Here is a 25566-nt window from a genome sequence, read left to right as displayed (position 1 = left end):
GGGCTCATTCTGCGCCCGCTGGACGCGTCCGCGGCCGGAGCATGTGGCGCAGCCGGAAGAAGATGACCTCGGCGGAGTTCCAGACCGGCCCGGCCGAGGTCACGTCCAGCGGTTCCGGTGCGTCCGGGCGGTTCAGTAACCGGCGCGTCTCCGCCTCGCTCTCCTGCATCAGGCGTGCCGCGTCCCGCAGGGTTGCGAGGCGCCCCCGGTATCCGCGTATTGCGCGGTGGGCCTCCACGGACTTGCGGACAACACGCGCCTCGGCGAGGGTCCCGGATGTTCCCACCCGATCCTCGAGCTCGCCGAGGGCGTATCCCAGGGCCGCCGCCGCACCGGACGCGGTGGCATCGATGCGCGCGTGCAGTTCCCTGCGCTGCTCGACGTACCACGCCCGGAATCGGCCCAGCGTCAGTTCGGCGGTGTCGGCACCATCGGCGAGTGGAACCCCGGTGAAACTGAGCTCCACGGTCCACTCCCGGTCCCAGGCCGCCGCAAGGTCAGCGGTACCTGGTTCGAGGTCATCCACTACTCCTCCAGCTCCCAGTCGCAGCCGCCGGAAAGCTCCAGGGCCACGTCGGACTCTTCGACGGTGACCACACCGGAGCCCTCGAGGTTGTCGTTGGCGATGATGTCGTCCAGCTCGCCACTGGTGCCGGAAAGGCGAGCCCAGTAGCAGTGCGGCATGACGCTGTCCTCGTCCGGACCGTCGGTGTGGTAGGTCCCGGCCGGGATGTCGTCCCCGATGAGATGGGTGCCGTTGCCGACGATGGTGCCGTCGTCCTCCTCGTCGCCGTTGTCCTCGCCGTTGTCGTCGCCGTCCCCTCCGTTGTCGCTGCCGTTGCCGCCGGCAGCCTCGTCGATGGCCTCCTCGGCATCGTCCAGGGCGTCGTCCGCGGTGGTGGCTACCACCGCCATGCACCCGGCCATACCGAGACCGCCAAGCATGAGGACGCCGAGGCAACCGATGCCGACCTTGGCTCCGGTGGACATTCCGGACTGTTGGGGCGGGTGGTTTCCGTGAGACATCACGATCTCCTTCGCATGGAACGTGGCGGCGGGCCATCCCTCGCCGTCATGTGAACTACATTAACACTATTCCTTTGTGAATCAAATACACAAGAGGCGACGATGGCTCCGGCCACCTGCCCGTTGCGCGCGTTAGGCTGGCGGTCTCCGGATCGGGACACAGGCACGAAGCGGCCCACCACAGTCCGCACCGCCAGGGACCAAAAGAGGTGAGATGACCGCCGAACCAGACAGCGACCTCCTGCTCAGCGCCGGAGACATCGCCCGCATCACCGGCGTGCGACGTCCCGCTGTCAGTAACTGGCGACGGCGCTATCCGGACTTCCCCGGGCCCGTGGGCGGCACGGCCACCCACCCGCTGTTCGCCTGGGACCAGGTGGAGGCCTGGTGTGGCCGCCATCGGAAACCCTTCCGCCCCGACGCAGCCGACCGTCTGTGGCGCCGCGCCGAGGCAGTCGTCGGCGGCAGCGCTATAGCCCTGTTCCTCGCCCACGTTGGTCTGCACCTCACCGGGGATGACCCGCCAGCACAGCTGGAGCTGCCCGCTCCCGAATGGGAGCCGCTCCTGGCCGAGGCAGCCCAGCATCCCGACCCCGTCGCGCTCTACACCGGGCTCGTCGAGCGCTACACCGAAACCTGGGCCCGCCCGGACCACGAGCCGTCCCCGGAACTCGCGGAACTGATGGTCCAGCTGGCCGAAGTCACCCCCGCAGACACGGTGCTCGACCCCACCTGCGGCACGGGCGCCCTCGCCGCGGCCGCCGCCACAGCCGGGGCAGCCCGCGTGCTACTCCAGGACCGCGATCCGGTCCGCGGCATCATCGCCCGGACCCGCATCCAACTCACCGGCACCGACACCCGTCTGGTCCTCGGTGACGCCCTGACCGAGGACGGCCACACCGACACCCCCGCAGATCTCGTCCTGTGTACCCCCCAGGAGCGGGACCGGGAATGGAACCGAGACGAACTCGAGATCGATCCCCGGTGGCGCTACGGACTTCCCCCCAGCAACGAGAGCGAGCTCGCGTGGATCCAGCACTGCCTGGCCCGGGTCCGACCGGAGGGGCAGGTAATCGTACGGGTTCCCGCCGCCACGGCAACCCGCCGTTCCGGACGTCGCATCCGCGCCAACCTGCTGCGCGCGGGAGTGCTGCGCGCCGTGCTGGAGGTTCCGCACCACCTGGACAGCGACGCCCACCTCTGGCTCCTGTGCCCTCCCGAATCCCCGACCGAGCGCCCCACCCACCTGCTCAGCGTGACCGGAGCCGAGGACCCGACCGAGCTGCGCACCGCCTGGGCCCGCTTCCGCGTGGCCACAGAGACGGACCGGGTCGATCTGGGAGAACACGCCACGGCGATTGCCCGCAGTGAGCTACTGGACCAGGACGTGTCCCTGACCCGCCCGCAGACTGTTGCACCGACCGTCGAGACACCCCAACGCCTCGTCGAACTGCACACCGAGCTGGAGCGGCTGCTGGCCGAACTCCCCCACCCACCCAGGCTGGCGACCCCCGCCCAACCGATCCCCCCACCCACGACTTCGGTGGCAGCCCTGGTCGCCTCGGGCCAGCTCACCCTACTGCGCGCTCCACAGGAGCAGACAACCGACGGCGGCGATATCCCCGTCCTCACCCCAACCGACCTGCGCCGGGGGCATCCCCCCAGCGGCCACGGCACCGCGGGCCCCGACAGCGTCCGCCTGTGCCGGGGGGACGTGATCGTCCCCCCGCGCGGCGAGGGATGCCCACGTGTGGCTGGCCCCGCCGAGGACGCCGCACTCCTGAGCCCCCCGCTGGCCGTGCTGCGTGCGACCTCCCCCGAACTGGACCCCCAGTTCCTCGCCGGTTTCCTCAACGAACAACCCGCCGGCCGTCGGGGAAGCACCGGCCAGTCACGGGCCCGCGGTGCGGAGCTGCCCGCACTGTCCAGCGCGCAACAACGCGTCTACGGCGAGGCACTCCAGGAGATAACGGACCTGGAGGAGCAGCTCCAGTACCTGTCCCGCCTGGCCGGCCGGTGGGCTGAGGAAGCCCGTCGCGCTCTCCGAACCGGCACCGCCACTCCGCAGGAGGCCCCCGATGCTCGATGACCCGCCGGCATCCCCGGTCGACGGCTTCGACGACCGGTACCAGCTGGAAGAACTGCCGTTGGGACGCGGCGGCATGGGCGAGGTCCACGAGGGCTACGACCGTCGGCTCGGCCGCATGGTGGCCGTGAAGTTCGTGCGCGTACCGGACGGTGACCCGGATCCGGACCTGATTCGACGCTTCAAACGCGAGTCCCGGATCACGGCACGGCTCCGCCATCCGGGCGTTCCGGCCGTCTACGACTCGGGGGTGCACGAGGGCCAGCCCTACCTCGTCATGGAGCGGGTGGAGGGCATCAGTATCGCCGACCTCATCGCGGAGTCCGGCCGCCTTCCCCTGGGCTGGGCCGCCGCCATCGGCGCCCAGACCTGCGCGGTTCTCGCCGCGGCCCACGCCGCCTCCCTCGTGCACCGCGACCTCAAACCCGACAACCTCGTGCTGGAACCCGCCGGCACCGTCAAGGTGTTGGACTTCGGGCTGGCAACGGGCGAAGGGGTCCCGGAGCTCTCGCGGATCACCCAGAGTGGTCAGGCGCTGGGCACCCCCGCCTATATGGCTCCCGAACAGATCCAGGACGGGCAGAGCTCGGCCCGCACCGACCTGTACGCACTCGGATGCACCCTGTTCGAGATGCTCACCGGCCAGCGCCCCTTCGCCGGTGCCACCTCCTACGCCCTGATGATCAAACAGGTCTCGGACCCGCCCACCCCGGTGCGCCAGATCCGCCCGGAGATTCCCACCGAGCTGGCGAACACCGTGGCCCAACTCCTGGAAAAGTCGCCCACGGACCGGCCCACCGATGCCAACATCGCCTATTCCAGTCTGCTGCGCTTCGCCACCGAACTACCGCCGATGCCCGGCGTGCTGGCACCCCCAGAGCAGCCCAGTCCGCTGCGGATGTATGCGGCCGCGGTGAACCGCATTCCGGGCCCCGTCGGCACCACACCCGCCTCACCCCCGGTGACCCAGCCACCCCACCACCCCTCGGAACAGCCGCCCCCGCCTACACCATCCCCCGCAACACCACCTGCCCCCAGCGCACCCCCCGCACCCACAGTGGCGACACCATCTCATCCCGCCCCCGAACGTTCCGGCACCGAGCACAGCGAGATCACCGACGTTCGCAACCGGGCCAGCGCTCTGGTCCGAGAGTCCCGGTACAGCCAGGCGGGCGCGCTCCTGGGTAACGCTGTTGCCCAGGCCCGGCGCAGCGGCACCCCGCTGGATCCCGAGCTGGTGAACCTGTGGTGGGACTGGGCAAACGTGCTGTTCGAGGGTGGGGACTACCACAGCGCGGCTCCGGCTTTCGAGTCCCTGGCCTCCGTCCTGAGTGAGCACGGTAGCGCGAACATGGATCTCGTGTTCCGCTGCCGACGCCAGCACGCGACCTGTCTGGCCCTGGCAGGGGAAACCCAGCGGGCGCTCGACCTGCTCCGCCGACTCCTGGCCGACGAGCAGCGGATCCTCGGGGCGGGCGACGAGCGTCCCCTGGAGCTACGCCGTCAGATCGGCATGCTGTTACTGCGCCTGGGCGCGCCGGAAACGCGGCAGGTTCTCCGGGAGCTCCTGGACGACCTGGTGCGGCTGCGGGGGGCCGACCACCCCTCGGTGCGCAGGGTTCGGGCGCTGCTGGAGCGGGCCCCCACCGGCTGAAGCGCCGGGCCCGCCCCGGTGAACAGCCTCCAGTACAGCTCCCGCCCAATGCTCCCACCGTCGACGACCGCACACCGTAGTGCCAAGGACGGCCACGGTTTTGGGACGCAGCGCCGCGGTATGCCCCGAAGGCGACATCACCGCGCCGCGGCGGTCGAGGGATTGCGTCGACGCCACAGACTTGCCAGAATTGCGTAATAAGCAACTCAGTGTGTAATGCGAAACACTGCTAGGCTCGAGTACAGGTGCTTCGGCGTAGCGTCCGGACAGTGCCGGCGCTCACGTCCTGACGGAGGGAGCGGCCGATGAGAATCCTGCTCGCTGACGCGTTCCCGGACGCGTCCCGCGCGGAGCTCGCCCAGCGTGGGCACGACTGCCGCTACGAACCGACCGTGACCACCGAAGACCTGCCCCAGATGGTTCCCGGGTGCGAAGCCCTGGTCGTACGCAGTACCCGAGTCCCCGCCGCGGTCCTCGCCGCGGCCGACTCCCTACGGCTGATCGTCCGCGCCGGCTCTGGGACCAACACCATCGACTGTGCCGAGGCTGCCCGACGCGGCGTGTACGTGTGCAACGTCCCTGGACGCAATGCGGCCGCGGTCGCCGAACTCGCCCTCGGGCTCCTGCTGGCCATCGACCGCCGGATTCCGGACAATGTGACCGACCTGCGCCAAGGGCGCTGGAACAAGAAGCTCTACAGCCAGGCCCGCGGCATCCAGGGACGCGCGATCGGCATCCTCGGGTTGGGATCGATCGGTCTGGCATTCGCCCATCGCGCGGCCGCCTTCGGAGCCGACATCTACGCCGTCGCCAAAGCCAACCGGGACCCCGCGACCCTGGATGCGGCACAGGCGGCGGGCATCACCTTCCTCGACAGTGCTGCCACCCTGGCGGCCACCTGCGACGTACTCTCCGTGCACGTCCCCGGGGGCGAGAGCACCCGAGGGCTGGTCAGCCAGGACCTCCTGGCCCAGATGCAGCCGGGAGCCATCCTGCTCAACACCTCCCGGGGGGATGTCGTCGATGAAGCCGCACTCATCGAGGCCATGGACAGCAAAGGGGTGCGTGCCGGCCTGGACGTGTTCCAGGAGGAACCGGCAGCGGGCACCGGGGCCATCGACTCCACCCTGGCCCGGCACCCCAATGTCTACGGCACCCACCACATCGGGGCCTCCACAGCGCAGGCCCAACAGGCGGTGGCCGACGGCGTCGTGGAGATTGTGGAACAGTTCGGCGCAGGCACCCTGCTGCACTGTGTGAACCGTCCGCTGGAATCCGCTACCGCGCCCGTGGACAGCGTGACATGAGTACCGCACCCGCTCCCACACGTTCCGGCGGGGTCACACTGCGCGCCCCGCGGGTCCTGCTGACCGTACACGGACTGATCGCCGAGTCGGCCGGAGCCGCAGACGTACGCGGGCTGGTTCGCCGGGGCGACCTGCTCCGGCCCCCGGAACACACCGTCGTCGTCTACGAGATGACCGCGGGCGAACACAGACAGACCGGGGTCCTGGCGGAGGTCGCGGTCGCTGACTACCGGGCGGGTCACGTTCGTCCCCACGAGGCCACCGACCCCGAACGTGTGCGCAGACTCACCGAACACACCCGGCACACCGGCATGGAACAAACCCCGGTTCTCCTCGGCCATGCCCCCCGCCCCGCCCTCCGCGAGGTGCTGGCAGCGGCACGCTCGGCCACCCCGGTGGTGGATCTGGCCACCGAGACGGGAGAACACCACCGGGCCTGGTTCCTGGACGACCCGGAACTCTGTCGAACCGTGCACACCGAACTCGCCGGCCTCAGCACGCTCTACATCGCCGATGGGCATCATCGGCTGGCCGCAGCGGACCGGTTCGTGACCGGGCAACCGGAACTCACCGGCGACCACCCGGGCCTGTACCGGCTGGGAGCACTGTTCCCCCAGGACGAGATGCGCAGCTTCGCCTACCCCCGCAGCGTGCCCCAGTCCATGACTCCCGGCGGCGCGGGGCTCCTCGCGGCGCTACGGAACGCTCCCGGAACCGCGGACCTCACCGAGTGCGGTCCAGCGGAGGCCCCCACCCAGCCCGGTGTGGCCGGCGTGTTCGCGGAAGGCCGCTGGTATCGGCTGACACTGCGCCCTGTCACAGGCGGTGCCGCCCGCGGCACCCTGGACACGGTGCGGCTGGACGAACAGGTCATCCACCCGGCGCTGGGGCCGGGATCGGCCAGCCCCGTCTCCGGAGTGGTCGGGGCCGTTGCCCTCGGCGAATGGTGCACCCAGCACTCAGCGGTGGGATTCCTTCCCCATCCACCTTCCGTTTCCGAGGTCACGGCGGTGGCGGATGCAGGCGAGGTGCTCCCGGCCAAGTCCACATGGTTCGATCCGAAGGCCCCGCGCGGGGTGTTCCTCCGAGAGCTCGTCCAACCGGACCTCTACCCTGAGTGATATTACGCACACCCACCCAGGGAGGGGACACTCATGCGTGCCGTACAGTACGCGACGGTGGGGGAGCCGCCACGCGTGGTCGACGTGGCGACTCCCGAACCGGGACCCGGCCAACTGTTGGTACAGGTGACCGCCGCGGGCGTGTGTCACTCAGACCTGGAGGTGATGAGCTGGCCTTCGGACGCCTTTCCCTACCCGCTGCCCCTCACCCTGGGGCACGAGGGAGCCGGCACCGTGGCGGCCCTCGGGAGCGGCGTCGACCGGGTCAGTGCCGGCGAGTCGGTCCTGATCTACGGCCCCTGGGGATGCGGGGTCTGCCGGGCGTGCTCCCGCGGCGCCGAGAACTACTGTCCCCGGGCGGCGGAACTGGGCATCCGCCCGCCCGGCCTGGGCAACCCCGGCGCCCTGGCCGAGTTCGTACTGGTTGACTCCCAGCGACACGTGGTACCACTGGGCGACCTCGACCCGGTGGCAGCCGTGCCCCTGACCGATGCCGGCCTGACTCCCTATCACGCGATCAACCGGGCCCGTCCGAACCTGTTTCCCGGCAGTATCACTGTGGTGATCGGTGTGGGCGGGCTGGGACACGTGGCGGTCCAGCTGCTGCGCGCCATGTCGGCCACCACCGTCATCGCTCTCGACGTTCGGGAGCAGAGCCGGGAACTGGCCCTACGCAGCGGGGCACACCACGCCCTGCCCTCGGACGACAACGCCGTGTCCGCGATTCACGAGCTCACGGACGGAGCCGGCGCCAACGCCGTGTTCGACTTCGTCGGTGCCCAGGCCACGATGGACCTCGCCGCGCGGGTCGTGGGCATGGACGCCGCCATCACCCTGGTGGGAATCGGCGGTGGAGCATTGCCCGTGTCCTTCGCCTCACCCCCCTTCGGGGTACGCGTCGGCACCACCTACTGGGGCACCCGGTCCGAACTGGTCGAACTTGTGGAACTGGCTCGCCGGGGAGAGGTCGACGTGCAGGTGGAACGGTACGACCTCGACGAGGCCCCCAGCGTCTACGAACGCATGACATCCGGACAGATCCACGGTCGCGCGGTGATCGTGCCGTAGGCGGCGAGAAGCCCTGAACGTACACACAGGCACAGCTGCCGACGCCAACGCCCGCACTCCCAACGGTGACCGACCTCGCGCAGTTCGTCGATACTCGTTGCCGCGGCCCGGGTACTCGAGTGGCACACAGCGGGCACGCGGCCCCGTGAACACCCCACCCATGACGAAGGCCAGGCCCCGGGGGAACCCGGTGTGACCTGGCCTTCGTCTGCGTGGAGCGGATGACGGGAATCGAACCCGCGTTATCAGCTTGGGAGGGCGACCGGGCCGCACGGCGCTGATCTGGCGGTTCGCTGACCTGCGGTGGAGCGGGACTTCGGCCGGCGAGTTCCCGTGAGTCACCGTGAATCGCCGCCGCGACGGGCACACAGCAGAAACAGAAAAGGCCTGTTCAGATGCTCGGGGCGCTGGGGTGCGGTTGAACGTGGTTCTGGATGACCTCGCGGAGCTGACTTGTGCTCAGCCATGGTTTAGCGCGGTGGATCATACGGTGACAGTTGGCGCACAGGAGCACGAGATCGTGCAACCGGGTCTTGCTCTCTCCGATGTGGTGGAGGGGAACGATGTGGTGGACCTCGATGTAATCAGCTCCAAGCGGTCCGTAGGTCTGCCCGAAGTTGAAACCACAAGCCTCACAGGTAAGAGATCCTCCTTGTCTGCGGACCTGATCGATCTTGCGCTTGCGCAGCCTGGGACTTCGCTCCCGAGCGAAATACTTGCGCATCAGTAGGCGTCCTTCTGGGGCGCTGATGTCGTCTAGCTCGCCATCCTCGATGCTAGGAAGCCCGTCGAATCCCCCGGACAAGGCACCTTCACGGAGGCGGGCCGCGGCGGCGTGCATCCGTTGTGGAGCTTCCAGGAAGAAGCGCAGTACCTCGCGGTCCAGCCGACCACCGTTGGTCGGCTTGCCCTGATATTCCGGATGGACGGTGGCGATGTCGGTGGTCTTGCGCCCCACCCCGTTGGGATTGCGAAACGTGGGAGCGCGTTCCTCTGGCGGATGGATCGGCAGGCTCTGTAGCAGGTGCGAGAGATCGATGACCCGAGGGTCTTCGGCTCCCATCGCCTTCCAATTGTTCTGGGCGACCAGGGCACAAGCCAGCACCAGCTCGTCCCATACCCAGTCGGGGTTGCGCGAGGAGCGGACCACGAAGCCGAGGGCACGCAGACGCTTGCCCACAGTCTTGTCACCGCCGGAGAACTCGGAGGCTAGGAGCGGCTGCCCGTGGATGTGCTTGTGGGCGACTCCGGCGATTGCCTTGGAGTCGTATTCCCTGCCCTGGTGAATTAGCACATAAGAACACGCCGGCTTATAACCATAGCTCTCCAAGAACCTCTTCTGGCCAAGCTCGTCGCACTCAGCAATCGCCGTGAGGACGGCTGCTTCGGTGATGTCTGCCAACCCCATGTGGGGAGCATAGAGGGTAGGTGCGATGTCTACAGCTAGAGGCACCCCGCGGCAATAACGGATAAACGGCTGAACCCCGAACTCTCTGAAGAGCGCCGGCCAGGATCGCTTGTGGTCTGGTGTGGTTCAGCAATGGTTGTTACGCCTCTCCAATGGCCACCGGGCACGTATTCGGAATAAGACGTTAGCCCACAGCCCGAGCAGCGGAAGGTAAGCCGGGAGCAACGCCGCGGAGCGGGCATGCTACGGGGCCGTCGCTCCGTCCTCACGTGCCGGAGTGCAGGCTTACTACCGTCGGTCGTCACGGGCCTTGAGCCCTCCCCCTGTTCTTTTGTTCTGTCCTGTTGTCGCCGCAAGCTGGCCGGGAGCGGGGCGCGGGGTCAAGGATGGCCGGAGGCCATTGCAAAGCGGCGAGAAGCGTCTTTGCTGCCGTGGTCCACGTCGGCATCCTGCCAGATGCGACAAGGCAACCCGGTGACGCATGCTGCGGCCTGGTGGTAGCCAGGGTCCGTCCGGGAACCGGGCGGCATCCCACAGCCCCGGAGGGACAGCCGAGCCCCTACGGCGACGCGAGGCGCCGTCGCTTTGACGCCGCCCAACACCACCAAAACGCGGCAATGGGGGTGGCTGCCTGATGGTCTCGACGAACCCGCGTGGCACGGGTCGCCTGCTGACCGTGACTCAGGCGGCCGAACGGCTCAACACCAGTGAGCGCTACCCCCGGCGACTCATCGAAGAACGCCGTATCACCTTCGTACGCATAGGCCGACACGTACGCATCCCCGAATCAGCCATTGACGACTTCATCGCCTCCGGCCTCGTCGAGCCAATCCGGCTGCACGGGCGGAGGGCCGCGTAGTGGCGGGCAACAACAAGGGTTACCGGCGGCAGTTCGGGGCCGTTCGGCGAGTCTCCTCTGGCCGCTGGCAGGCGCGTTACCAAGGTCCGGACGGTAGCATCCGGAATGCTGATCGCACCTTTGACAACCGCAAGGACGCGGAACGGTGGCTGAGCCTCAAGGAATCCGAGATCGCTCGGCACGAGTGGGTGGACCCCGACGCGGGGGCCGTGCCGTTCGAGGACTACGCCGCGGAGGCGGGGGCCTCGCTCCGCGAGCTGATGAATCGGATGGGCCACTCCAGCACGCGGGCGGCGCTGGTCTACCTGCACGCGCGGGACGACCGGGCACGCGACATCGCTGACGCGTTGGGAGATCGGGCGGCCGACGAGCTGAAGCGCTCGAACGGTGTCACTGATGGTGACGACGACGAGGACAACGACCCACCCGCGGTGGGGGCTCCCGGCTGAGCATCTGGCAAGAATCTGGCACGCGGCCCTGTTCCTGCCCCATACACGACGAAGGCCAGATCCCCGGTTTTCCCGGTGTGACCTGGCCTTAGTCTGCGTGGAGCGGATGACGGGAATCGAACCCGCGTTATCAGCTTGGGAAGCTGAAGTTCTACCATTGAACTACATCCGCCTGCCGGCGCCGGTGAACCTTCCCGGCCCGCAGTCCTGTATGTTATCGGATCTGCCGGCGAAGGTGGTAATCGGTTCGGGCGGGATTGTCGTCGCTGGAACTGGCGGTAGGTTACGGGAGCGTGTTGCTCTCTGATCGTGATCTCAAGCGCGAGATCGAGGCGGACCGGGTCCGGATTGACCCGTTCGACCCGGACCTCGTCCAGCCATCCAGTATCGACGTTCGCCTGGACCGGTACTTCCGGGTGTTCGAGAACCACAAGTACGCCCACATCGACCCGGCGATCGAGCAACCGGAACTCACCCGGGTGGTGGAACCGGACGGGGACGAACCGTTCATCCTGCATCCCGGTGAGTTCGTTCTGGCGTCGACCTACGAGATCGTGACCCTGCCCCGGGACATCGCCAGCCGTCTCGAAGGCAAGAGCTCCCTGGGGCGTCTGGGGCTGCTCACCCACTCCACCGCGGGATTCATCGATCCCGGATTTTCCGGGCACGTCACGCTGGAGCTGTCCAATGTGGCGACCCTGCCGATGAAGCTGTGGCCGGGGATGCGGATCGGGCAGTTGTGCATGTTCCGGCTGGAGTCCGCCGCGGAGTACCCGTACGGCGCCACGAAGTACGGATCGCGGTACCAGAACCAGCGCGGCCCGACCCCGTCTCGTTCGCACCTCCGGTTCGGGCGCTCCTCGGTCTGAACCAATCCCCGCATCCTCCCCGGCGGACCCGGGCGGACGAACCGGCACCTGCCCAGCGCACCGGGGTGCCGCGTAGCTCGAGGGCCGCGGCTACGCGCCCGAGGCCCAGCCGGACTGGGGTCCGGCTCCGGTTGGGGTCGGCTCAGTACGGACGGGGGTAGGGGCTCTGGCGTATGGCGGTTCGTTCCCGACGCGGCAGGACGTACGCCGCGAGCAGCCCTCCCAGGAATCCGAAGAGGTGCCCCTGCCAGGAGATCGGTCCCTCCTGCGGCAGTACCCCAAAGATCAGGCCGCCGTAGAACAGCACGACACAGATCATGATCACGATGTCCATGACCTTGCGTTCGATGATGCCCCGCAGGACCAGATAGCCGAAGTAACCGAAGATCAGGCCACTGGCGCCCACAGTGGGCACCCCGGCGGGCGAGATCAGCCACACCCCCAGGCCACTGACCAGAACAATGATGATGGAGGCCGCAGCGAAGCGCCCCAGTCCGCTGAAGGCGACCAGCGCACCCAGCACGAGCAGTGGGACGGTGTTCGCCAGCAGGTGCGCCCAGTTCGCATGGATGAACGGGGACGTGAGGATCGTGGCGAAGGAGTCGGTCTCCCTGGGCCAGATCCCCAGGCTGGCGGCGTCCCACGGAACCAGCATCCTGCTGATCTGTAGCAGCCACATCACCGCGGTGAGCGCCACCACGACCAGAACCGCACGAATCCGAGACTGCGCCACGTATCCGACTCTACGTGACCCCCGCAAGAACGGTGTGGCACCCGCGCCGTCATTCCGGTTCCGGTCTCCACCAGGCACTCCTATTCCGCATCCGCGTATCCGGTAGAGGGTTGTTACCCCGACTCATGCGCACCGTGACACGCCACGCCTAGGCTCCCCCAGTGACAGGGATCACAACCGCGCGGAAGCACGTCGGCGAGTCCGGTGCACATTCGGGCTTCGGCACAGCCATACACGGGATGTGCGTTACGACGTCGTTATCACGGAACGGGTGTAGAACCCGACTGGTCGGTAATGTGGCTTACTGGTCATCGCCGCAGGTGACACACCTGAACCACAGGTGCACCGGCGGACCAGTCAGGGGCAGCCCCGTACGATCCGGGGCGGCACCGGGAACACTCGATGCCGCCTGACCAGCGGGCTCGGGTGGTGATGGCGGGAAGCAAACCTGTCCCTGCCGGCTACAGGAACGAAGAGGAGACCGTGCCAGCAGTACGTGTAACCGACCTCTACAAGGTGTTCGGCAGGAGGGAGAGCAAGGCTGTCGAGCTGCTCTCCGATGGCCGACACCGGGACGAGATCCAGGACCTGGGGGTCACTGCCGCCGTTATTGACGTCTCCTTCGACGTCAAGGCCGGAGAGATCTTCGTTGTGATGGGTCTGTCCGGATCCGGGAAATCCACACTGATCCGTATGCTGAACGGCCTGCTGGAGCCGAGCGCCGGCACGGTCGAAATCGACGGGACCAGCATCACCGATCTCGGGCATCGCGACCTGCGGGCCCTGCGCAGCAAGAAGATCAGCATGGTCTTCCAGCACTTCGCCCTGTTCCCGCACCGTTCGGTGTTGGAGAACGCTGCCTACGGGCTGGAGGTGCAGGGTATTCCGCGTCCCGAGCGCAGGGAACGCGCCAGCGAGGCCTTGGGGCTCGTCGGACTGGACGGCTGGGAGGACCACCTGCCCGAGCAGCTCTCCGGCGGCATGCGCCAGCGGGTGGGTCTCGCACGGGCACTCGCGGCCGACACCGACATCATCCTGATGGACGAGGCGTTCAGCGCGCTGGACCCTCTGATTCGCCGCGATATGCAGTCCCAGCTCCTCGAGCTCCAACACACCCTCGGCAAGACGATCGTCTTCATCACCCACGACCTGAACGAGGCCATGCGCCTCGGTGACCGGATCTGCGTCCTGCGGGACGGTCGGGTTGCCCAGATCGGTACCGCCGAGGAGATCCTCAACGATCCGGCCAACGACTACGTGGCCCAGTTCGTGGAAGACGTGGACCGCACCCGGGTTCTGACCGCGTCCTCGGTCATGGAACCACCGATCCCGGTGGTGGACCCGAGTAGCGGCCCCCGCACCGCCCTGCGCACCATGCGGGACAACCAGGTTGCCACGACCTTCGTCGTACGACGCGACCGGCGCCTGGTCGGCATCGTGCGGGAGGAAGCGATCGGCGAGGCCGTACGGACCGGTGTCACCAAGCTCGACAATCTGGTCAACGACGATGTGGAACAGGTCAGTCCCGAGACCCCGTTGGCTGAACTGTTCCACCAGGCAGCGGAGACACCCTACCCCTTGGCCGTGGTGGACGACGAGAAACGCCTGGTGGGCGTGATTCCCCGCGTCACGCTGCTGGCGGCGCTGGCCTCACAGAACGGCTCTGCCACCTCCGACGAGCAGACGGAACCGCCCGAGGAGGAACCGGGCGAAACCGGGGACGGCGCTACCGCGACCAGCGAGGAGGAACAGCAGTGAGTCCGCAGGCGGCAATCGAGCTGCCGCGTATCCCCGTCGGGACGGCGTTCGAAAACCTGATCAACTGGCTCCGGGACAATCTGGGGCCGCTGTTCGACGCCATCGGCCTGGTGATCGACACCATCGTCGGTGCTCTCGGCGACTTCCTCTACGAGCCCTCGGCCACCCAGCTCACCGTCCTCGCCAGTGCCGTCATCGCGCTTGGGCTGCTGCGCCAGCAGGTACGACTCCCGGTCCTGATCACCGTGGTTTCCTACATCGCCCTGCTGGTGGCCGAACTCGCCGGGGGCGTGGCCACAGCCGCCATCGTCCAACTGCCGGCGCCCCTGTTCCAATGGGCGATGGGCCTGTTCGACAGCGAATTCGTCTATCCGCCGCTGCTGGTCGCCCTGGCTCTGCTTCTGGCCGTGACGGCGCTGAGTTTCACCACGACCGCGGCCCGTTCCCAGTGGATCTTGGCGGGCGGCGCCGTGGTGGCTCTGCTGGTGATCCTGCTCGGTGAGCACACGTTCGGGGTGCCCTTCGACGTCTTCGGGGTACTCCTATTCGCCACTCTCGCCTTCGCGGTGGCGGGCTGGCGCCTGGCCGTGTTCGCCCTTCTCGGATTCATGCTCATCGTCAGTATGAACCGCTGGGAAGAAGCCATGAGCACCCTGGCCCTGGTGCTGGTTGCCACCGGAGCCGCCGTCACCATCGCCGTCCCCATCGGCATCATTGCGGCGTACAACAACCGGGTGAGCGCGCTGGTGAAGCCAGTGCTGGACTTCATGCAGACGATGCCCGCCTTCGTCTACCTGATTCCCGCCATCGCCTTCTTCGGTGTGGGACAGGTCCCGGGTGTTATCGCCACGATCGTGTTCGCGATGCCGCCCGGGGTGCGCCTCACGGAACTCGGGATCCGCCAGGTCGACAAGGAGCTGGTGGAGGCCGGTGAGGCCTTCGGGGCACCGAACACCCAGATTCTGCGGGGCATCCAGCTCCCACTCGCTCTGGCCACCATCATGGCCGGTGTCAACCAGGTGATCATGCTCAGCCTCTCCATGGTGGTGATCGCCGGAATGGTGGGTGCCGGGGGACTCGGAAGCACCGTGTACTCCGGCATCGCCCAGGCTGACAGCGCGCTCGGGTTTGAAGGGGGTATTGCCGTGGTCCTGTTGGCGATCTTCCTGGACCGGCTCACGAGCTCCGTGACCCGGTTCTCCCCCGCCGAACGGGCCCGACGGCGAGCCGCCGCTGCCTGACGGCGCCCGAGCACGCATAATCCGATAGGTGTGACGTCACGCCAGACCTCTCGGTCCAAACCGCACAGATATTCAGAGGTGATCAACGTGCGACTGACCAAACGCAACAGCCGACTGACCGCCCTCGGCGCCGCCGTGGCATCGGTGTCCCTCCTGGCCACCGCCTGCAACGGCGCAGACGAGGAGGTGGCGACCGGCCCGGAGGAGGATGTTGGTGAGGGTCAGGAGATCAGTATCGGGCTGATCCCCTGGGAAGAGGCGATCGCGGTCACGCACCTGTGGTCGGTCATTCTGGAAGAGAAGGGCTACGACGTCAGCATCGAAGAGCTGGACGTCGCCCCCACCTTCCAGGGCGTGGCCCAGGGCGACGTGGACCTGTTCCTGGACACCTGGCTGCCCGACACCCACGGCGAATACATGGACGAGTACGGCGAGGACATCGAAGAACTCGGCGCCTGGTACGACGACGCAACCCTGCACCTGACCGTGCCGGAATACGTCGACGAGGTGGACTCCATCGCCGACCTCGCCGACAACGCCGACCTATTCGACAACCAAATCGTCGGCATCGAATCCGGCTCCGGCCTCGCCCAGCTCACCAACGACGAAGTGATGCCCACCTACGGGCTGGACGACGACTTCACCCACGACGAATCCTCCACCGCCGGCATGCTCACCGAACTCGACTCGGCCATCGCCGCCGAAGAGCCCATCGTCGTGACCCTGTGGCGTCCCCACCCCGCCTACGCCGAGTACGACCTCAAGGACCTCGAGGACCCCGAAGGCACCCTCGGCGAAGGCGAAACCCTGGAGTCCATCGCCCGCGACGGCTTCAGCGACGACGCCCCCGAAGTCGCCGAATGGCTCGGCGACTTCAACCTGTCCCCAGACGAGATCGCCGAACTCACCAACCTCGTCGTCAACGAACACGAAGGCGACGAAGAAGAAGGCGCCCGCGTCTGGCTCCAAGACAACACCGACTTCCTCGACCGCACCCTCGGCGACCACGCCGACGACATCAACCTCAACTAAACACACGAGCATTCGACACGCATGTGGGCCGTCCCGGAACGGGACGGCCCACATGCGGCTGGCTGGCCGGAACCGGCCGCCCGCACGAATTCCCAGTTCAGGACATGACGGCCGTCGGGATATCCCTCCCGACGTGGCACACACCGCGCCCGCCAGCAACAATGGAAGTGTTCGGCAGAGGCCCCGCACCGGGAGGATCCCCCGTGACGTTCCCCCCACAGTCCCCCATGCACCAGCCGGAAGAGCCGGCTCTGCACCGGAAAGCACCCCAGGAACCCTGGCCTCCGCTGCAATCGCTCCTCCAGGGCGACCCTTCGACGATCGGCCCGTACGCGGTACAGGGCAGGCTCGGGGCCGGAACTCTGGGCGTGGTCTACGGTGCCACCGATGCCCTGGGGCGGTGGCTCGCCGTCAAACTCATCTCCACGGACCATCTTCCCGACGACGAAGCCGTGGACGCCTTCCTGACCGAGATCGCCCAGATGCAGCGGGTACGGGCACGGCACATCGCGCCCCTCCTGGACGGGGCCACGGAGGGAACCCACCCCTGGTATGCGACCGCCTACGTTCCCGGGTTGACCCTGGCCCGCTGGGTGGGCGGCCAGGGTGCCCTGTCCGCGGGGATGTCGCGGGCACTGGCCGCGGGGGTCGCCGAGGCCCTCACGGGAATCCACGCCACCGGCATCCTGCACCGTAACCTCACCCCAGCCAACGTGATCCTCGCGCCGGACGGCCCGACCGTGCTGGACTTCGGCATCACACAGGCTGTGGACGGGGACCCGATCTCCAACGTGGGCGCCCTCACCGGGTCTCCCGCCTGGCTCAGCCCGGAACGGATCAACGGCCAGGCCGGCCCCCGTTCCGACATCTTCACCTGGGGAGCACTCGTGGCCTACGCCGCGACCGGCCAGCACCCCTTCGGCACGGGAACTCCGGAGGACCTCATGCAGCGGGTCCTCACCGAGGAGCCCGAGCTGTCCGGCCTCCCCCCAGACCTGGCCCAACCGGTGGAACGAGCGCTGGCGAAGGATCCCACCGATCGTCCCAGTGCCGCCGAACTGGTGTACATGGTGGCCAAGGGCGGTGCCACGGCTGCCGCAGCCGCAGCTGCCGCGGAGGCCGACAGCACCAGCACCACCGACATCGCCGACGCGGTGATCCGATCCAACTGGAATCCCCCAATCACTCCGGGATCCGACGGGGCCGCCACGCCCCACATGTCGGCCTACCCCCCGACCCCGCCACCACCAGGGGACGCCGACACCGCACTCGATGACGAGGACAGCTCCGGGCCCGGCACGCGGATCGCAGTGCTCGCCACCGTCGCGGCGGCCGTGCTCGCCCTGGTCCTCGGGGTTGGCACCTGGCTCGTCCTCCCCGGGGCGGACGAGGAGGAACACGTCGACGACGACGTCATCCAGATCGCCCTGATTCCCTGGGACGAGGCCATCGCGGTGACGCACCTGTGGGCGACGATCCTGGACGGTGCCGGGCACGAGGTCGAAATCGTGGAACACGACGTGGAGCCCGCCTTCGAGGACGTGGCCTCCGGAAACGTCGACCTGTTCCTGGACGCCTGGTTCCCGGACACCCACGGCGCCTACGCCGACGAATACTCCGACCGGTGGGAGGATCTCGGGTCCTGGTACGACAATGCGGTCCTGACCCTCACCGTTCCGGACTATGTGGAGGAGGTGGACTCGATCGCCGACCTCCCGGGGAACGCTGAGCTGTTCGACAACCAGATCATCGGTATCGAACAGGACTCGGGACACATGTCCACCACCCGGGAACACGTCCTCCCCGACTACGGCCTGGACAGCATCGACCTCTTCGCGGGCTCCTCCGCAGCGATGACCGTGGAACTCGATTACGCAATCCGGGAAGAAGAACCCGTGGTCGTCACCCTGTGGCACCCGCACACCGCCTACGCGGAGCACGACCTCAAGGACCTGGCGGATCCGGAAGGATCCCTGGGAGACGGTGAACAGCTCCACGCCCTGGCACGGGACGGCTTCAGCGCGGATCACCCCCAGTTGCGGGAGTGGCTGGAGGAGTTCCACCTCGGCGAAGACGAACTCGTCACACTGTTCGAGGAAATCTTCTTCGAGGAGCACGAGGACGAGCGGGACGCGGTCCGCGCCTGGCTCGACGGGAATCCCCAGTTCCTGGAGCGCACCCTCGGAGACGACGCCTCCGAGGTGCACCTGAACTAGGTCCTGTTTCGTGAACCATGTCGGGCTCGCGTCTCCCAGGACGACGCTCGCTGCGCCGATGCGCGCACACAGCCAAACCAGGATGCCGTTCGCACATCGGCTTGCGGGGCCTCGCCCTGGAGAGCCGCTCCCTCATCCGAAAGCGTTCAAGAAACACTCCCTAGGTGTGGCTCTCCAGGCTCAGGCCCCCGACCGCAGTGAGCGTTCCCGCGGGGGAATCCCCGCCATCTCCATGAACTCGCCAACCGCACGGCGGGACACCGACCGGGTCAGGGGAAGATAGGGACGGCGGGCACGCCGCCCCTCGACCGAGGGGAAGACACGGGGCCGTCCAGCCGGGTCACACAGCCCCAGGGAGCGGGTCTGCCCATCAACCAGGAAGTAGGATCCCACTTCGGAGAACGGGATCCGCACGATGTAGCGCCCCCTGGTGTAGCGGAACTCGGCAGCATCCACCTCCAGCACGGGGGTGTGGTAGCGCATGCCCAGAACCAGCAGGACGATGCCGGCCGCGCCACAGAGCACGGCACCGATCTGGTTCGGCACCGAGGCGGGCGACAGGGCCAGCACAACCGCCCCCACCGCCAGCGCACCTCCGCCACTCCAGGTTGCGGCACGTTTGCGTCCCACAGGACAGACCAGCCGGACTTTGTCGGACACGAGGCGACGCCTCTCTCGTTCAACTACGGACAGCACCGGGGGATAGTGCATGCACCCTACCGGGTGCAGAGGGGTAGCGACGGGCGAAACTGTGAAGGCACGGGACCAGACGGTCACCACGATGCGAAACAGGGGTGCCACAGAGGATACCGGCTCCACCGCGGCGACGCCGCCCCGCACGCAGGCGGTGAACGACGACAGCGCGAACACACGGAGAACAACAGATACAGCAGCGGGAGTTCGCACCGCGGCCACAACGCGATCGGCCACTCACTCCGGCCTCGCGTCCGCGTGATCACCCCCGGGTTACCGGAACCGGCCACATGTTCCGGCCCACCGAACCGGCCAGCCACCAGTATCGTTGGGCTGCGTTCCCGCCGTCGTTCCGGAGTCCCGTGATGCCAGCCCAGCCGTTGCGCGCCCGCATGCGACCGTTGACCGTCGTCCCCCTGGCGCTCGCATCCGCGCTCGTCCTGCCCTCCTGCGGTATCGCCCAACAACTCGCCGGCCAGGAACCCGGAGGCGAGCCTCCAAGCACCACGTTCGAACCCACCAACCCACCGGAACAGACCGAGCCGACTCCGGAGGAGGATGTTGGTGAGGGTCAGGAGATCAGTATCGGGCTGATCCCCTGGGAAGAGGCGATCGCGGTCACGCACCTGTGGTCGGTCATTCTGGAAGAGAAGGGCTACGACGTCAGCATCGAAGAGCTGGACGTCGCCCCCACCTTCCAGGGCGTGGCCCAGGGCGACGTGGACCTGTTCCTGGACACCTGGCTGCCCGACACCCACGGCGAATACATGGACGAGTACGGCGAGGACATCGAAGAACTCGGCGCCTGGTACGACGACGCAACCCTGCACCTGACCGTGCCGGAATACGTCGACGAGGTGGACTCCATCGCCGACCTCGCCGACAACGCCGACCTATTCGACAACCAAATCGTCGGCATCGAATCCGGCTCCGGCCTCGCCCAGCTCACCAACGACGAAGTGATGCCCACCTACGGGCTGGACGACGACTTCACCCACGACGAATCCTCCACCGCCGGCATGCTCACCGAACTCGACTCGGCCATCGCCGCCGAAGAGCCCATCGTCGTGACCCTGTGGCGTCCCCACCCCGCCTACGCCGAGTACGACCTCAAGGACCTCGAGGACCCCGAAGGCACCCTCGGCGAAGGCGAAACCCTGGAGTCCATCGCCCGCGACGGCTTCAGCGACGACGCCCCCGAAGTCGCCGAATGGCTCGGCGACTTCAACCTGTCCCCAGACGAGATCGCCGAACTCACCAACCTCGTCGTCAACGAACACGAAGGCGACGAAGAAGAAGGCGCCCGCGTCTGGCTCCAAGACAACACCGACTTCCTCGACCGCACCCTCGGCGACCACGCCGACGACATCAACCTCAACTAAACACACGAGCCACCTGGGCGATTCGGCTCGGCGCGCTGGCCACACCCCCGATGACCGGGGCAGAATCGCTGGCGTTCCACGGGCGAGGAGGGCCCTCCTCGGTTCATCCGGAACCTCTGGGACACACGCACACGTCCAAGACCGTGCCGGAATACTCCGCGGTTCGGACACTGGTCCTGGCCGGCCTACTGCCGCTGCCGGCTGAAACGTGAGTATCGTCTGGTTCCGTTCGTCCCAACTCGTTGCCTAGGAGTCCGTGATGCCAGCCCAACCGTGGCGCACCCGCACGCGACCGTTGACCGTCGGCGCCGTGACACTCGCATCCGCGTTCGTCCTGTCCTCCTGCGGTATCGCCCAACAACTCGCGGGCCAGGAACCCGGAGGCGGAACCCCGGACCCCACGCCCGCCGATTCCCCAGATCGCACCGAGGAAACCCGGGACGATCCCGATCCGCAGGACGAGCCGGAGCCGGACGGTACCGACGAAGAGTTCGTCGACGTCATGGATATCGAGGAAGGGCAGTGCATCAACCACGAGAGCATGGCGGAGGGCGAAGTGTCCGTCATGCCGGTTGTGCCCTGTAGTGAACCCCACGACGGCGAGGTCTTCGCGATCGAAGAACTTGAGTCCGATCGTGACTACCCCGGGGAGGCGGACATCCAGCAGGAGGCCTCAGACCTGTGTACCGGGGACGCGTTCGAGGACTTCGTTGGCGTCCCCTGGGGCGCATCGATCTACTGGACAACGGAATGGTGGCCCACGGCTGAGGGCTGGGACATGGGCGATCACGAGGTCATCTGTGTCATCTACGACGACGACGGGCAGACGGTGGGATCACTCGAGGGAGTGGAAGAGTAGCTGCCCGCCGAGTAGCTACCCGCGCGGGGCGGTCAGCGCCGGAACCCACGGCACCGAGCGGAACCTGGCCGCCCCGATTCCTCCTCACAGGTACGGGCCCGAGGCCCCGCGCTGCTGGCCGTGCTGGCCGTCGCCACCGCCCTGCGACATGCCGGCGGGCAGGGCCTTACGCATATTCTCCAGCTGGCTGCGCGCGGCCATCTGCTGCGCGAACAGGGTGGTCTGGATGCCGTGGAACAGACCCTCCAGCCAGCCGACGAGCTGTGCCTGCGCGATCCGAAGCTCCGCGTCGCTGGGTCGCTCCTCCTCGGTGAACGGCAGGGACAACCGCTCCAGTTCCTGCACGAGCTCCGGGGCCAACCCATCCTCCAGTTCCGAGATGGAACTCCGGTGGATCTCCTTGAGCCGACTGCGGCTGGCCTCGTCCAGGGGCGCCGCGCGGACCTCCTCCAGCAGCTGCCGAATCATGCTCCCGATGCGCATGACCTTCGCCGGCTGCTCGACCATCTCGGCAACCGAGGTCTCGCCACCACCGGACTGCTCGTCGCCGTGCTCCGAAGAACCCGCGGCCGCACCTGTGCCACCCACGACGAGAACCGGCTGCTCCTGCTCATCCGAATGACTACTCATCATGCTCTCACCTCGCGGCTCACTGCACGGGACCACAGCCGTCGGGAGGGACCCGAGGCCCGGCCGTGCCTCACACCTGCAACAGAACCTTGCCTACATGTTCGCTGGACTCGACAACTCGGTGCGCGGAGGCTGCGTCCGCAAGCGGCATCCGGCGGTGCACGATCGGACGTACGTCTGCACTCTCCACAAGCGGCCACACGTGCGTCAGCACCTCGCTCACGATCTGGGCCTTCTCAGCGACCGGCCGGGACCGCAGCGTCGTTGCGTGGACGGAGAGGCGGCGCACCAACATGCGCCCCAGATCAGCCTCAGCGGTCCGCCCACCCATGAGACCGATGATGGCCAGTCGGCCTCCCACAGCCAGGGCGCGCAGGTTTGCGTCCAGGTAGGACCCGCCCATGATGTCCAGGATGACATCCACGCCGGCCCCGTCGGTTTCCTCCTTCACTCTGGCCGTGAAGTCTTCGTCCCGATAGTTGATGCCGACCGCCGCACCGAGTTCCCGGCACTGGTCGAGCTTCTCCGCACTGCCCGCCGTGGTGAACACGCGGGCTCCCCGCGCCGTGGCGAGTTGGATCGCGCAGGTGCCGATCCCGCTGCCTCCCCCGTGCACGAGGAGCGATTCACCCGCACGGAGGCCGCCAACCATGAACACGTTGGACCAGACGGTACACGCGACCTCCGGCAGGGCGGCGGCCTCCTGGAGGCCCACTCCCCGCGGGATCGGTAGGAGCTGGCCCACTGGCACCGTGACCCGTTCGGCGTATCCCCCGCCGCTGAGCAGTGCGCACACTTCGTCCCCAACGGCCCAGCCTCCCGTCGGCTGGGTCCCGTCCCCAGTGTCTGGACCGAAGCCGATAATGCGGCCGGAACACTCCAGCCCGAGGTATGGCGACGCTCCGGGAGGCGGTGGATACCGTCCCTCCCGCTGCACCATGTCGGCACGGTTCACCGCGGTCGCAGCGACCTCAACCAACGCCTCGCCCGGCCCCGGTTCGGGGTCGGCGACCTCGCGCCAGTCGAGCGCCTCCGGCCCGCCTGGCTCCTCCACCACAATCGCGCGCATGCGTTCCACGCTACCGGCAGTTCCGTGCATCACCGTGACATCGGTGCCCGCTGGGTGCATCTTGCCTCATGGCCCTAGGGTGGTTGGCAGCAAATGCGGGGATGCGGGGTGTAGCTCCAGGTTCGAGCCGATCTCCCTTCCGGCCCAGCCCGGAGCCGTTACCCCCACCCCGACCTGTCGCGGCGCTGAGGAGTAACTGCGGTGGCACACAACGAGCGTGGAGCTCGCGAGGACGCCCAGCCTTACCCCGAGGTGACGGGCCCGGACGAGAATCGACACCGAGATGGTGCACCCCCGGAGAATGCACCCGACGCCGTCTCCTCGCAGCCTCCGGAGAACGACCCGGCCGGGCAATGGTTCGGTCTGCCACAACAGCCACCGCCGCCTCCATACGCCCAGGCGCCGGGTCCGGCGCCTGTTCCGCCCGGTGAGCAGGGCCAGCCCGCCTGGGAGAACCAGCACCGGCCACCGACGCCGCCACCCGGTTCTCCCTCTGCTTTCGATCCCGCGGCAGCACCGCCGGTTGGCGACCCGCCGCATCCAGGCTCCGAGGTTCCCCCGGCACAACCCCTGCCGCCGGACGGCCCACCCCACGATGGGGGCGCGCCGCCCAGCCCCACCCCCGGATCTGGCCCGTCCCCGGGGACAGCCGTGCAGAACGGTGCGCACCGTCCCCGGGACGGGCGGGACACGGACGCCAGACACGTGGACCAAACGGCTACTCCGGTGAATCCACCTCCGGCCGCACCAGCACAGGGCCCGGGACACGGGCCGGCCTTCCCGGAACCGTCCACCGCATCGGGGGAGCGGGGCAGAACGTCGAGCCCCCCAGCCGGAAGCGGACCTGCGGCTGCGCCGGATACCGAACTGCCGGAGCCCGAACCACTTCCGCCGATGTCGTCGCCGCCTGCGGCACAATCGCCGACAGATGCGCCGCCCTCCTCGCAACCGCCGCCACCCACCGGTGCCCCGTTCGCGGTGGACCCACCCCCCGAGGCAGCGGCACCACCTCCACCACCATCGCCGTCCCCAACCGCGCCGCCGGCGCCACCCGGGTCTGGGGAACCGCGGCAGGCCGCTGCGGAAGCGACTCCCGGCATGCCCAGTGCGCACTACCCCAGCGCCGAGGAGATCGCACCTCCCCCCTCGGCGGAATCACTACGCACCGAAGACCTGGTTCCCCGACGCGGGACCAGCAGCGTCTCCGAGCACGGCTGGCGCCGAACCGTGTCCATGGCGACCCTGGGTCTGGTGCGTCCGGGGGAGTCGCGTAGTCAGCGCCGCTACCGGGAACTCGTGTCCAGGGTCAAGACTCCCGTCGCGGGCGGACACTACCGGCTGGCCGTGCTGAGCCTGAAGGGCGGTGTCGGCAAGACCACAACGACGGTTGCCCTGGGCTCGACGCTCGCAAGCCTGCGAGGTGACCGCATCCTGGCCGTGGACGCCAACCCGGACCGGGGCACTCTTTCGGACAAGGTCCAGCTGGAAACGGCGGCCACCATCCGGGACCTTCTCAATGAGCGGGAGCACATCCGGCGGTACCACGAGCTACGCGCCTTCACGTCGCAGGCGCCCAGTCGCCTGGAAATCCTGGCGTCCGATCGTGACCCCGCGGTCTCGGAGGCGTTCAGTGAGCACGACTACCGCAAGGTTGCGGCCCTGCTGGAGCACTACTACTCGGTGTGTATCACGGACTGTGGCACCGGCCTGCTCCACTCCGCCATGCAGGGAGTCCTGGGGATGGCGGACCAAATCGTCCTGATCAGCTCGCCGTCCGTGGACGGGGCCCGAAGCGCGAGCGCCACACTGGACTGGCTGGACGCACACCAGTACCGGCACCTCGTCCACGGAGCCGTGGTGGTGCTGTCGATGGTGCGTCCCAAGGGCAAGACCTCCGTTGACCTGGACCAGCTGGAGAACCATTTCCGGCAACGCTGCCGCGCGGTCGTGCGGGTCCCGTGGGATCCGCACCTGGAGGAGGGAGCCGAGGTGGATCTTCCCTCACTGCACTCGGCCACACGGGATGCCTACCTCCAGCTCGCGGCCAACGTTGGGGAAGCCTTCGCCTGGCCTCGATAGGCGAACGCGGCGCGGCACCCAGGAAGG

21 protein-coding genes, 1 tRNA gene and 1 pseudogene are annotated in these 25566 nt (G+C 67.9%); 15 read left to right on the top strand and 8 right to left on the bottom strand.

The genetic code is table 11. The features are described from left to right. Nucleotides 1–4 precede the first annotated feature (4 nt). Both RIF23_RS14915 and RIF23_RS14910 read right to left on the bottom strand, forming a co-directional pair. Nucleotides 5–526 (bottom strand): hypothetical protein, encoded by a 522-nt coding sequence (locus tag RIF23_RS14915; protein ID WP_310913136.1) that lies wholly within the window; start codon nt 524–526, stop codon nt 5–7. Next, complete coding sequence (locus RIF23_RS14910; RefSeq protein ID WP_310913135.1) at nt 526–1026, bottom strand: hypothetical protein; 501 nt, start codon at nt 1024–1026, stop codon at nt 526–528. The genes RIF23_RS14915 and RIF23_RS14910 overlap by 1 nt, the downstream gene beginning before the upstream one ends. Before the next feature lie 214 nt (nt 1027–1240). Between RIF23_RS14910 and RIF23_RS14905 the strand changes: the two genes are divergently transcribed. From RIF23_RS14905 to RIF23_RS14885, 5 genes are all read left to right on the top strand, one after another. After that, nucleotides 1241–3115 (top strand): HsdM family class I SAM-dependent methyltransferase, encoded by a 1875-nt coding sequence (locus tag RIF23_RS14905; protein ID WP_310913134.1) that lies wholly within the window; start codon nt 1241–1243, stop codon nt 3113–3115. Further along, nucleotides 3105–4766 carry a serine/threonine-protein kinase gene (locus tag RIF23_RS14900; protein WP_310913133.1) on the top strand — a complete coding sequence of 554 codons (1662 nt, stop codon included), beginning with the start codon at nt 3105–3107 and terminating at the stop codon, nt 4764–4766. The genes RIF23_RS14905 and RIF23_RS14900 overlap by 11 nt, the downstream gene beginning before the upstream one ends. A 305-nt stretch (nt 4767–5071) precedes the next feature. After that, nucleotides 5072–6073, top strand: coding sequence for an NAD(P)-dependent oxidoreductase (locus RIF23_RS14895; RefSeq protein ID WP_310913132.1), 1002 nt, complete (start codon nt 5072–5074; stop codon nt 6071–6073). Beyond that, nucleotides 6070–7194, top strand: coding sequence for a DUF1015 family protein (locus RIF23_RS14890; RefSeq protein WP_310913131.1), 1125 nt, complete (start codon nt 6070–6072; stop codon nt 7192–7194). The genes RIF23_RS14895 and RIF23_RS14890 overlap by 4 nt, the downstream gene beginning before the upstream one ends. A gap of 33 nt (nt 7195–7227) precedes the next feature. Continuing rightward, nucleotides 7228–8262 carry an NAD(P)-dependent alcohol dehydrogenase gene (locus tag RIF23_RS14885; RefSeq protein WP_310913130.1) on the top strand — a complete coding sequence of 345 codons (1035 nt, stop codon included), beginning with the start codon at nt 7228–7230 and terminating at the stop codon, nt 8260–8262. Between the two features lie 391 nt (nt 8263–8653). On the opposite strand, the gene RIF23_RS14880 is transcribed toward RIF23_RS14885, so the two are convergent. Continuing rightward, nucleotides 8654–9670, bottom strand: a complete 1017-nt coding sequence (locus tag RIF23_RS14880) for an HNH endonuclease (protein ID WP_310913129.1) — start codon at nt 9668–9670, stop codon at nt 8654–8656. Nucleotides 9671–10304: 634 nt separating this feature from the next. Here RIF23_RS14880 and RIF23_RS14875 point away from each other — a divergent pair. Both RIF23_RS14875 and RIF23_RS20915 read left to right on the top strand, forming a co-directional pair. Then, nucleotides 10305–10529, top strand: coding sequence for a helix-turn-helix domain-containing protein (locus RIF23_RS14875; RefSeq protein WP_310913128.1), 225 nt, complete (start codon nt 10305–10307; stop codon nt 10527–10529). Between the two features lie 224 nt (nt 10530–10753). After that, nucleotides 10754–10978 (top strand): annotated as a pseudogene (locus RIF23_RS20915) (site-specific integrase); the annotation flags it as partial. Between the two features lie 98 nt (nt 10979–11076). On the opposite strand, the gene RIF23_RS14865 reads toward RIF23_RS20915, so the two are convergent. Further along, a tRNA-Gly gene (locus RIF23_RS14865) sits at nt 11077–11150 on the bottom strand. Between the two features lie 121 nt (nt 11151–11271). On the opposite strand from RIF23_RS14865, the gene dcd reads away from it, so the two are divergent. Next, nucleotides 11272–11847, top strand: coding sequence for a dCTP deaminase (dcd, locus tag RIF23_RS14860; RefSeq protein ID WP_310913126.1), 576 nt, complete (start codon nt 11272–11274; stop codon nt 11845–11847). Between the two features lie 142 nt (nt 11848–11989). Here dcd and RIF23_RS14855 read toward each other — a convergent pair whose 3' ends face one another. Beyond that, the gene (locus RIF23_RS14855) at nt 11990–12580 is read right to left on the bottom strand and encodes a rhomboid family intramembrane serine protease (protein WP_310913125.1); all 591 of its coding nucleotides are present in this window, start codon (nt 12578–12580) and stop codon (nt 11990–11992) included. 483 nt (nt 12581–13063) lie between these two features. On the opposite strand from RIF23_RS14855, the gene RIF23_RS14850 reads away from it, so the two are divergent. The 4 genes from RIF23_RS14850 (at nt 13064) to RIF23_RS14835 (ending at nt 18827) form a co-directional block, all read left to right on the top strand. Then, nucleotides 13064–14338: a quaternary amine ABC transporter ATP-binding protein gene (locus tag RIF23_RS14850; RefSeq protein ID WP_456085741.1), complete on the top strand. Its 1275-nt coding sequence runs from the start codon at nt 13064–13066 to the stop codon at nt 14336–14338. Beyond that, a complete protein-coding gene (locus RIF23_RS14845) occupies nt 14335–15579 on the top strand; it encodes an ABC transporter permease (protein WP_310913124.1) in 1245 nt (414 codons plus the stop codon). The genes RIF23_RS14850 and RIF23_RS14845 overlap by 4 nt, the downstream gene beginning before the upstream one ends. An 87-nt stretch (nt 15580–15666) precedes the next feature. Further along, on the top strand, nt 15667–16611 hold the full coding sequence (locus tag RIF23_RS14840; RefSeq protein ID WP_310913123.1) for a glycine betaine ABC transporter substrate-binding protein: 945 nt from the start codon (nt 15667–15669) through the stop codon (nt 16609–16611). Between the two features lie 203 nt (nt 16612–16814). Continuing rightward, nucleotides 16815–18827: a glycine betaine ABC transporter substrate-binding protein gene (locus tag RIF23_RS14835; RefSeq protein ID WP_310913122.1), complete on the top strand. Its 2013-nt coding sequence runs from the start codon at nt 16815–16817 to the stop codon at nt 18825–18827. A 180-nt stretch (nt 18828–19007) separates the two neighbouring features. Here the strand turns inward: RIF23_RS14835 and RIF23_RS14830 are convergent, their stop codons facing one another. Continuing rightward, nucleotides 19008–19487: a hypothetical protein gene (locus RIF23_RS14830; protein ID WP_310913121.1), complete on the bottom strand. Its 480-nt coding sequence runs from the start codon at nt 19485–19487 to the stop codon at nt 19008–19010. Nucleotides 19488–19885: 398 nt separating this feature from the next. Between RIF23_RS14830 and RIF23_RS14825 the strand changes: the two genes are divergently transcribed. Both RIF23_RS14825 and RIF23_RS14820 read left to right on the top strand, forming a co-directional pair. After that, entirely contained in the window at nt 19886–20902 is a 1017-nt protein-coding gene (locus tag RIF23_RS14825; protein WP_310913120.1) for a glycine betaine ABC transporter substrate-binding protein, read from the top strand. A 259-nt stretch (nt 20903–21161) separates the two neighbouring features. Further along, nucleotides 21162–21761 carry a septum formation family protein gene (locus tag RIF23_RS14820; protein ID WP_310913119.1) on the top strand — a complete coding sequence of 200 codons (600 nt, stop codon included), beginning with the start codon at nt 21162–21164 and terminating at the stop codon, nt 21759–21761. 84 nt (nt 21762–21845) lie between these two features. On the opposite strand, the gene RIF23_RS14815 is transcribed toward RIF23_RS14820, so the two are convergent. Both RIF23_RS14815 and RIF23_RS14810 read right to left on the bottom strand, forming a co-directional pair. Beyond that, complete coding sequence (locus RIF23_RS14815) at nt 21846–22391, bottom strand: bacterial proteasome activator family protein (protein WP_310913226.1); 546 nt, start codon at nt 22389–22391, stop codon at nt 21846–21848. 70 nt (nt 22392–22461) lie between these two features. Next, nucleotides 22462–23460: an NAD(P)H-quinone oxidoreductase gene (locus tag RIF23_RS14810; protein ID WP_310913225.1), complete on the bottom strand. Its 999-nt coding sequence runs from the start codon at nt 23458–23460 to the stop codon at nt 22462–22464. Nucleotides 23461–23661: 201 nt separating this feature from the next. On the opposite strand from RIF23_RS14810, the gene RIF23_RS20840 reads away from it, so the two are divergent. Next, the gene (locus tag RIF23_RS20840; RefSeq protein WP_407659474.1) at nt 23662–25539 is read left to right on the top strand and encodes a nucleotide-binding protein; all 1878 of its coding nucleotides are present in this window, start codon (nt 23662–23664) and stop codon (nt 25537–25539) included. Nucleotides 25540–25566 lie beyond the last annotated feature (27 nt).

Source organism: Lipingzhangella rawalii (assembly GCF_031628175.1).
GTDB classification, from domain to species: Bacteria; Actinomycetota; Actinomycetes; order Streptosporangiales; family Streptosporangiaceae; genus Lipingzhangella_A; species Lipingzhangella_A rawalii.
Note: the sequence above shows the minus strand (reverse complement) of the source record. Positions and strands in the feature narration are given on the sequence as shown.

Coding starts and splice junctions, on each gene's coding strand:
- RIF23_RS14890 (WP_310913131.1), top strand. CDS start 6,070: ATGAGTACCGCACCCGCTCCCACACGTTCCGGCGGGGTCACACTGCGC.
- RIF23_RS14895 (WP_310913132.1), top strand. CDS start 5,072: ATGAGAATCCTGCTCGCTGACGCGTTCCCGGACGCGTCCCGCGCGGAG.
- RIF23_RS14810 (WP_310913225.1), bottom strand. CDS start 23,460: ATGCGCGCGATTGTGGTGGAGGAGCCAGGCGGGCCGGAGGCGCTCGAC.
- RIF23_RS14825 (WP_310913120.1), top strand. CDS start 19,886: ATGCCAGCCCAGCCGTTGCGCGCCCGCATGCGACCGTTGACCGTCGTC.
- RIF23_RS14905 (WP_310913134.1), top strand. CDS start 1,241: ATGACCGCCGAACCAGACAGCGACCTCCTGCTCAGCGCCGGAGACATC.
- RIF23_RS14880 (WP_310913129.1), bottom strand. CDS start 9,670: ATGGGGTTGGCAGACATCACCGAAGCAGCCGTCCTCACGGCGATTGCT.
- RIF23_RS14885 (WP_310913130.1), top strand. CDS start 7,228: ATGCGTGCCGTACAGTACGCGACGGTGGGGGAGCCGCCACGCGTGGTC.
- RIF23_RS14875 (WP_310913128.1), top strand. CDS start 10,305: ATGGTCTCGACGAACCCGCGTGGCACGGGTCGCCTGCTGACCGTGACT.
- RIF23_RS14820 (WP_310913119.1), top strand. CDS start 21,162: ATGCCAGCCCAACCGTGGCGCACCCGCACGCGACCGTTGACCGTCGGC.
- RIF23_RS14900 (WP_310913133.1), top strand. CDS start 3,105: ATGCTCGATGACCCGCCGGCATCCCCGGTCGACGGCTTCGACGACCGG.
- RIF23_RS14815 (WP_310913226.1), bottom strand. CDS start 22,391: ATGAGTAGTCATTCGGATGAGCAGGAGCAGCCGGTTCTCGTCGTGGGT.
- RIF23_RS14910 (WP_310913135.1), bottom strand. CDS start 1,026: ATGTCTCACGGAAACCACCCGCCCCAACAGTCCGGAATGTCCACCGGA.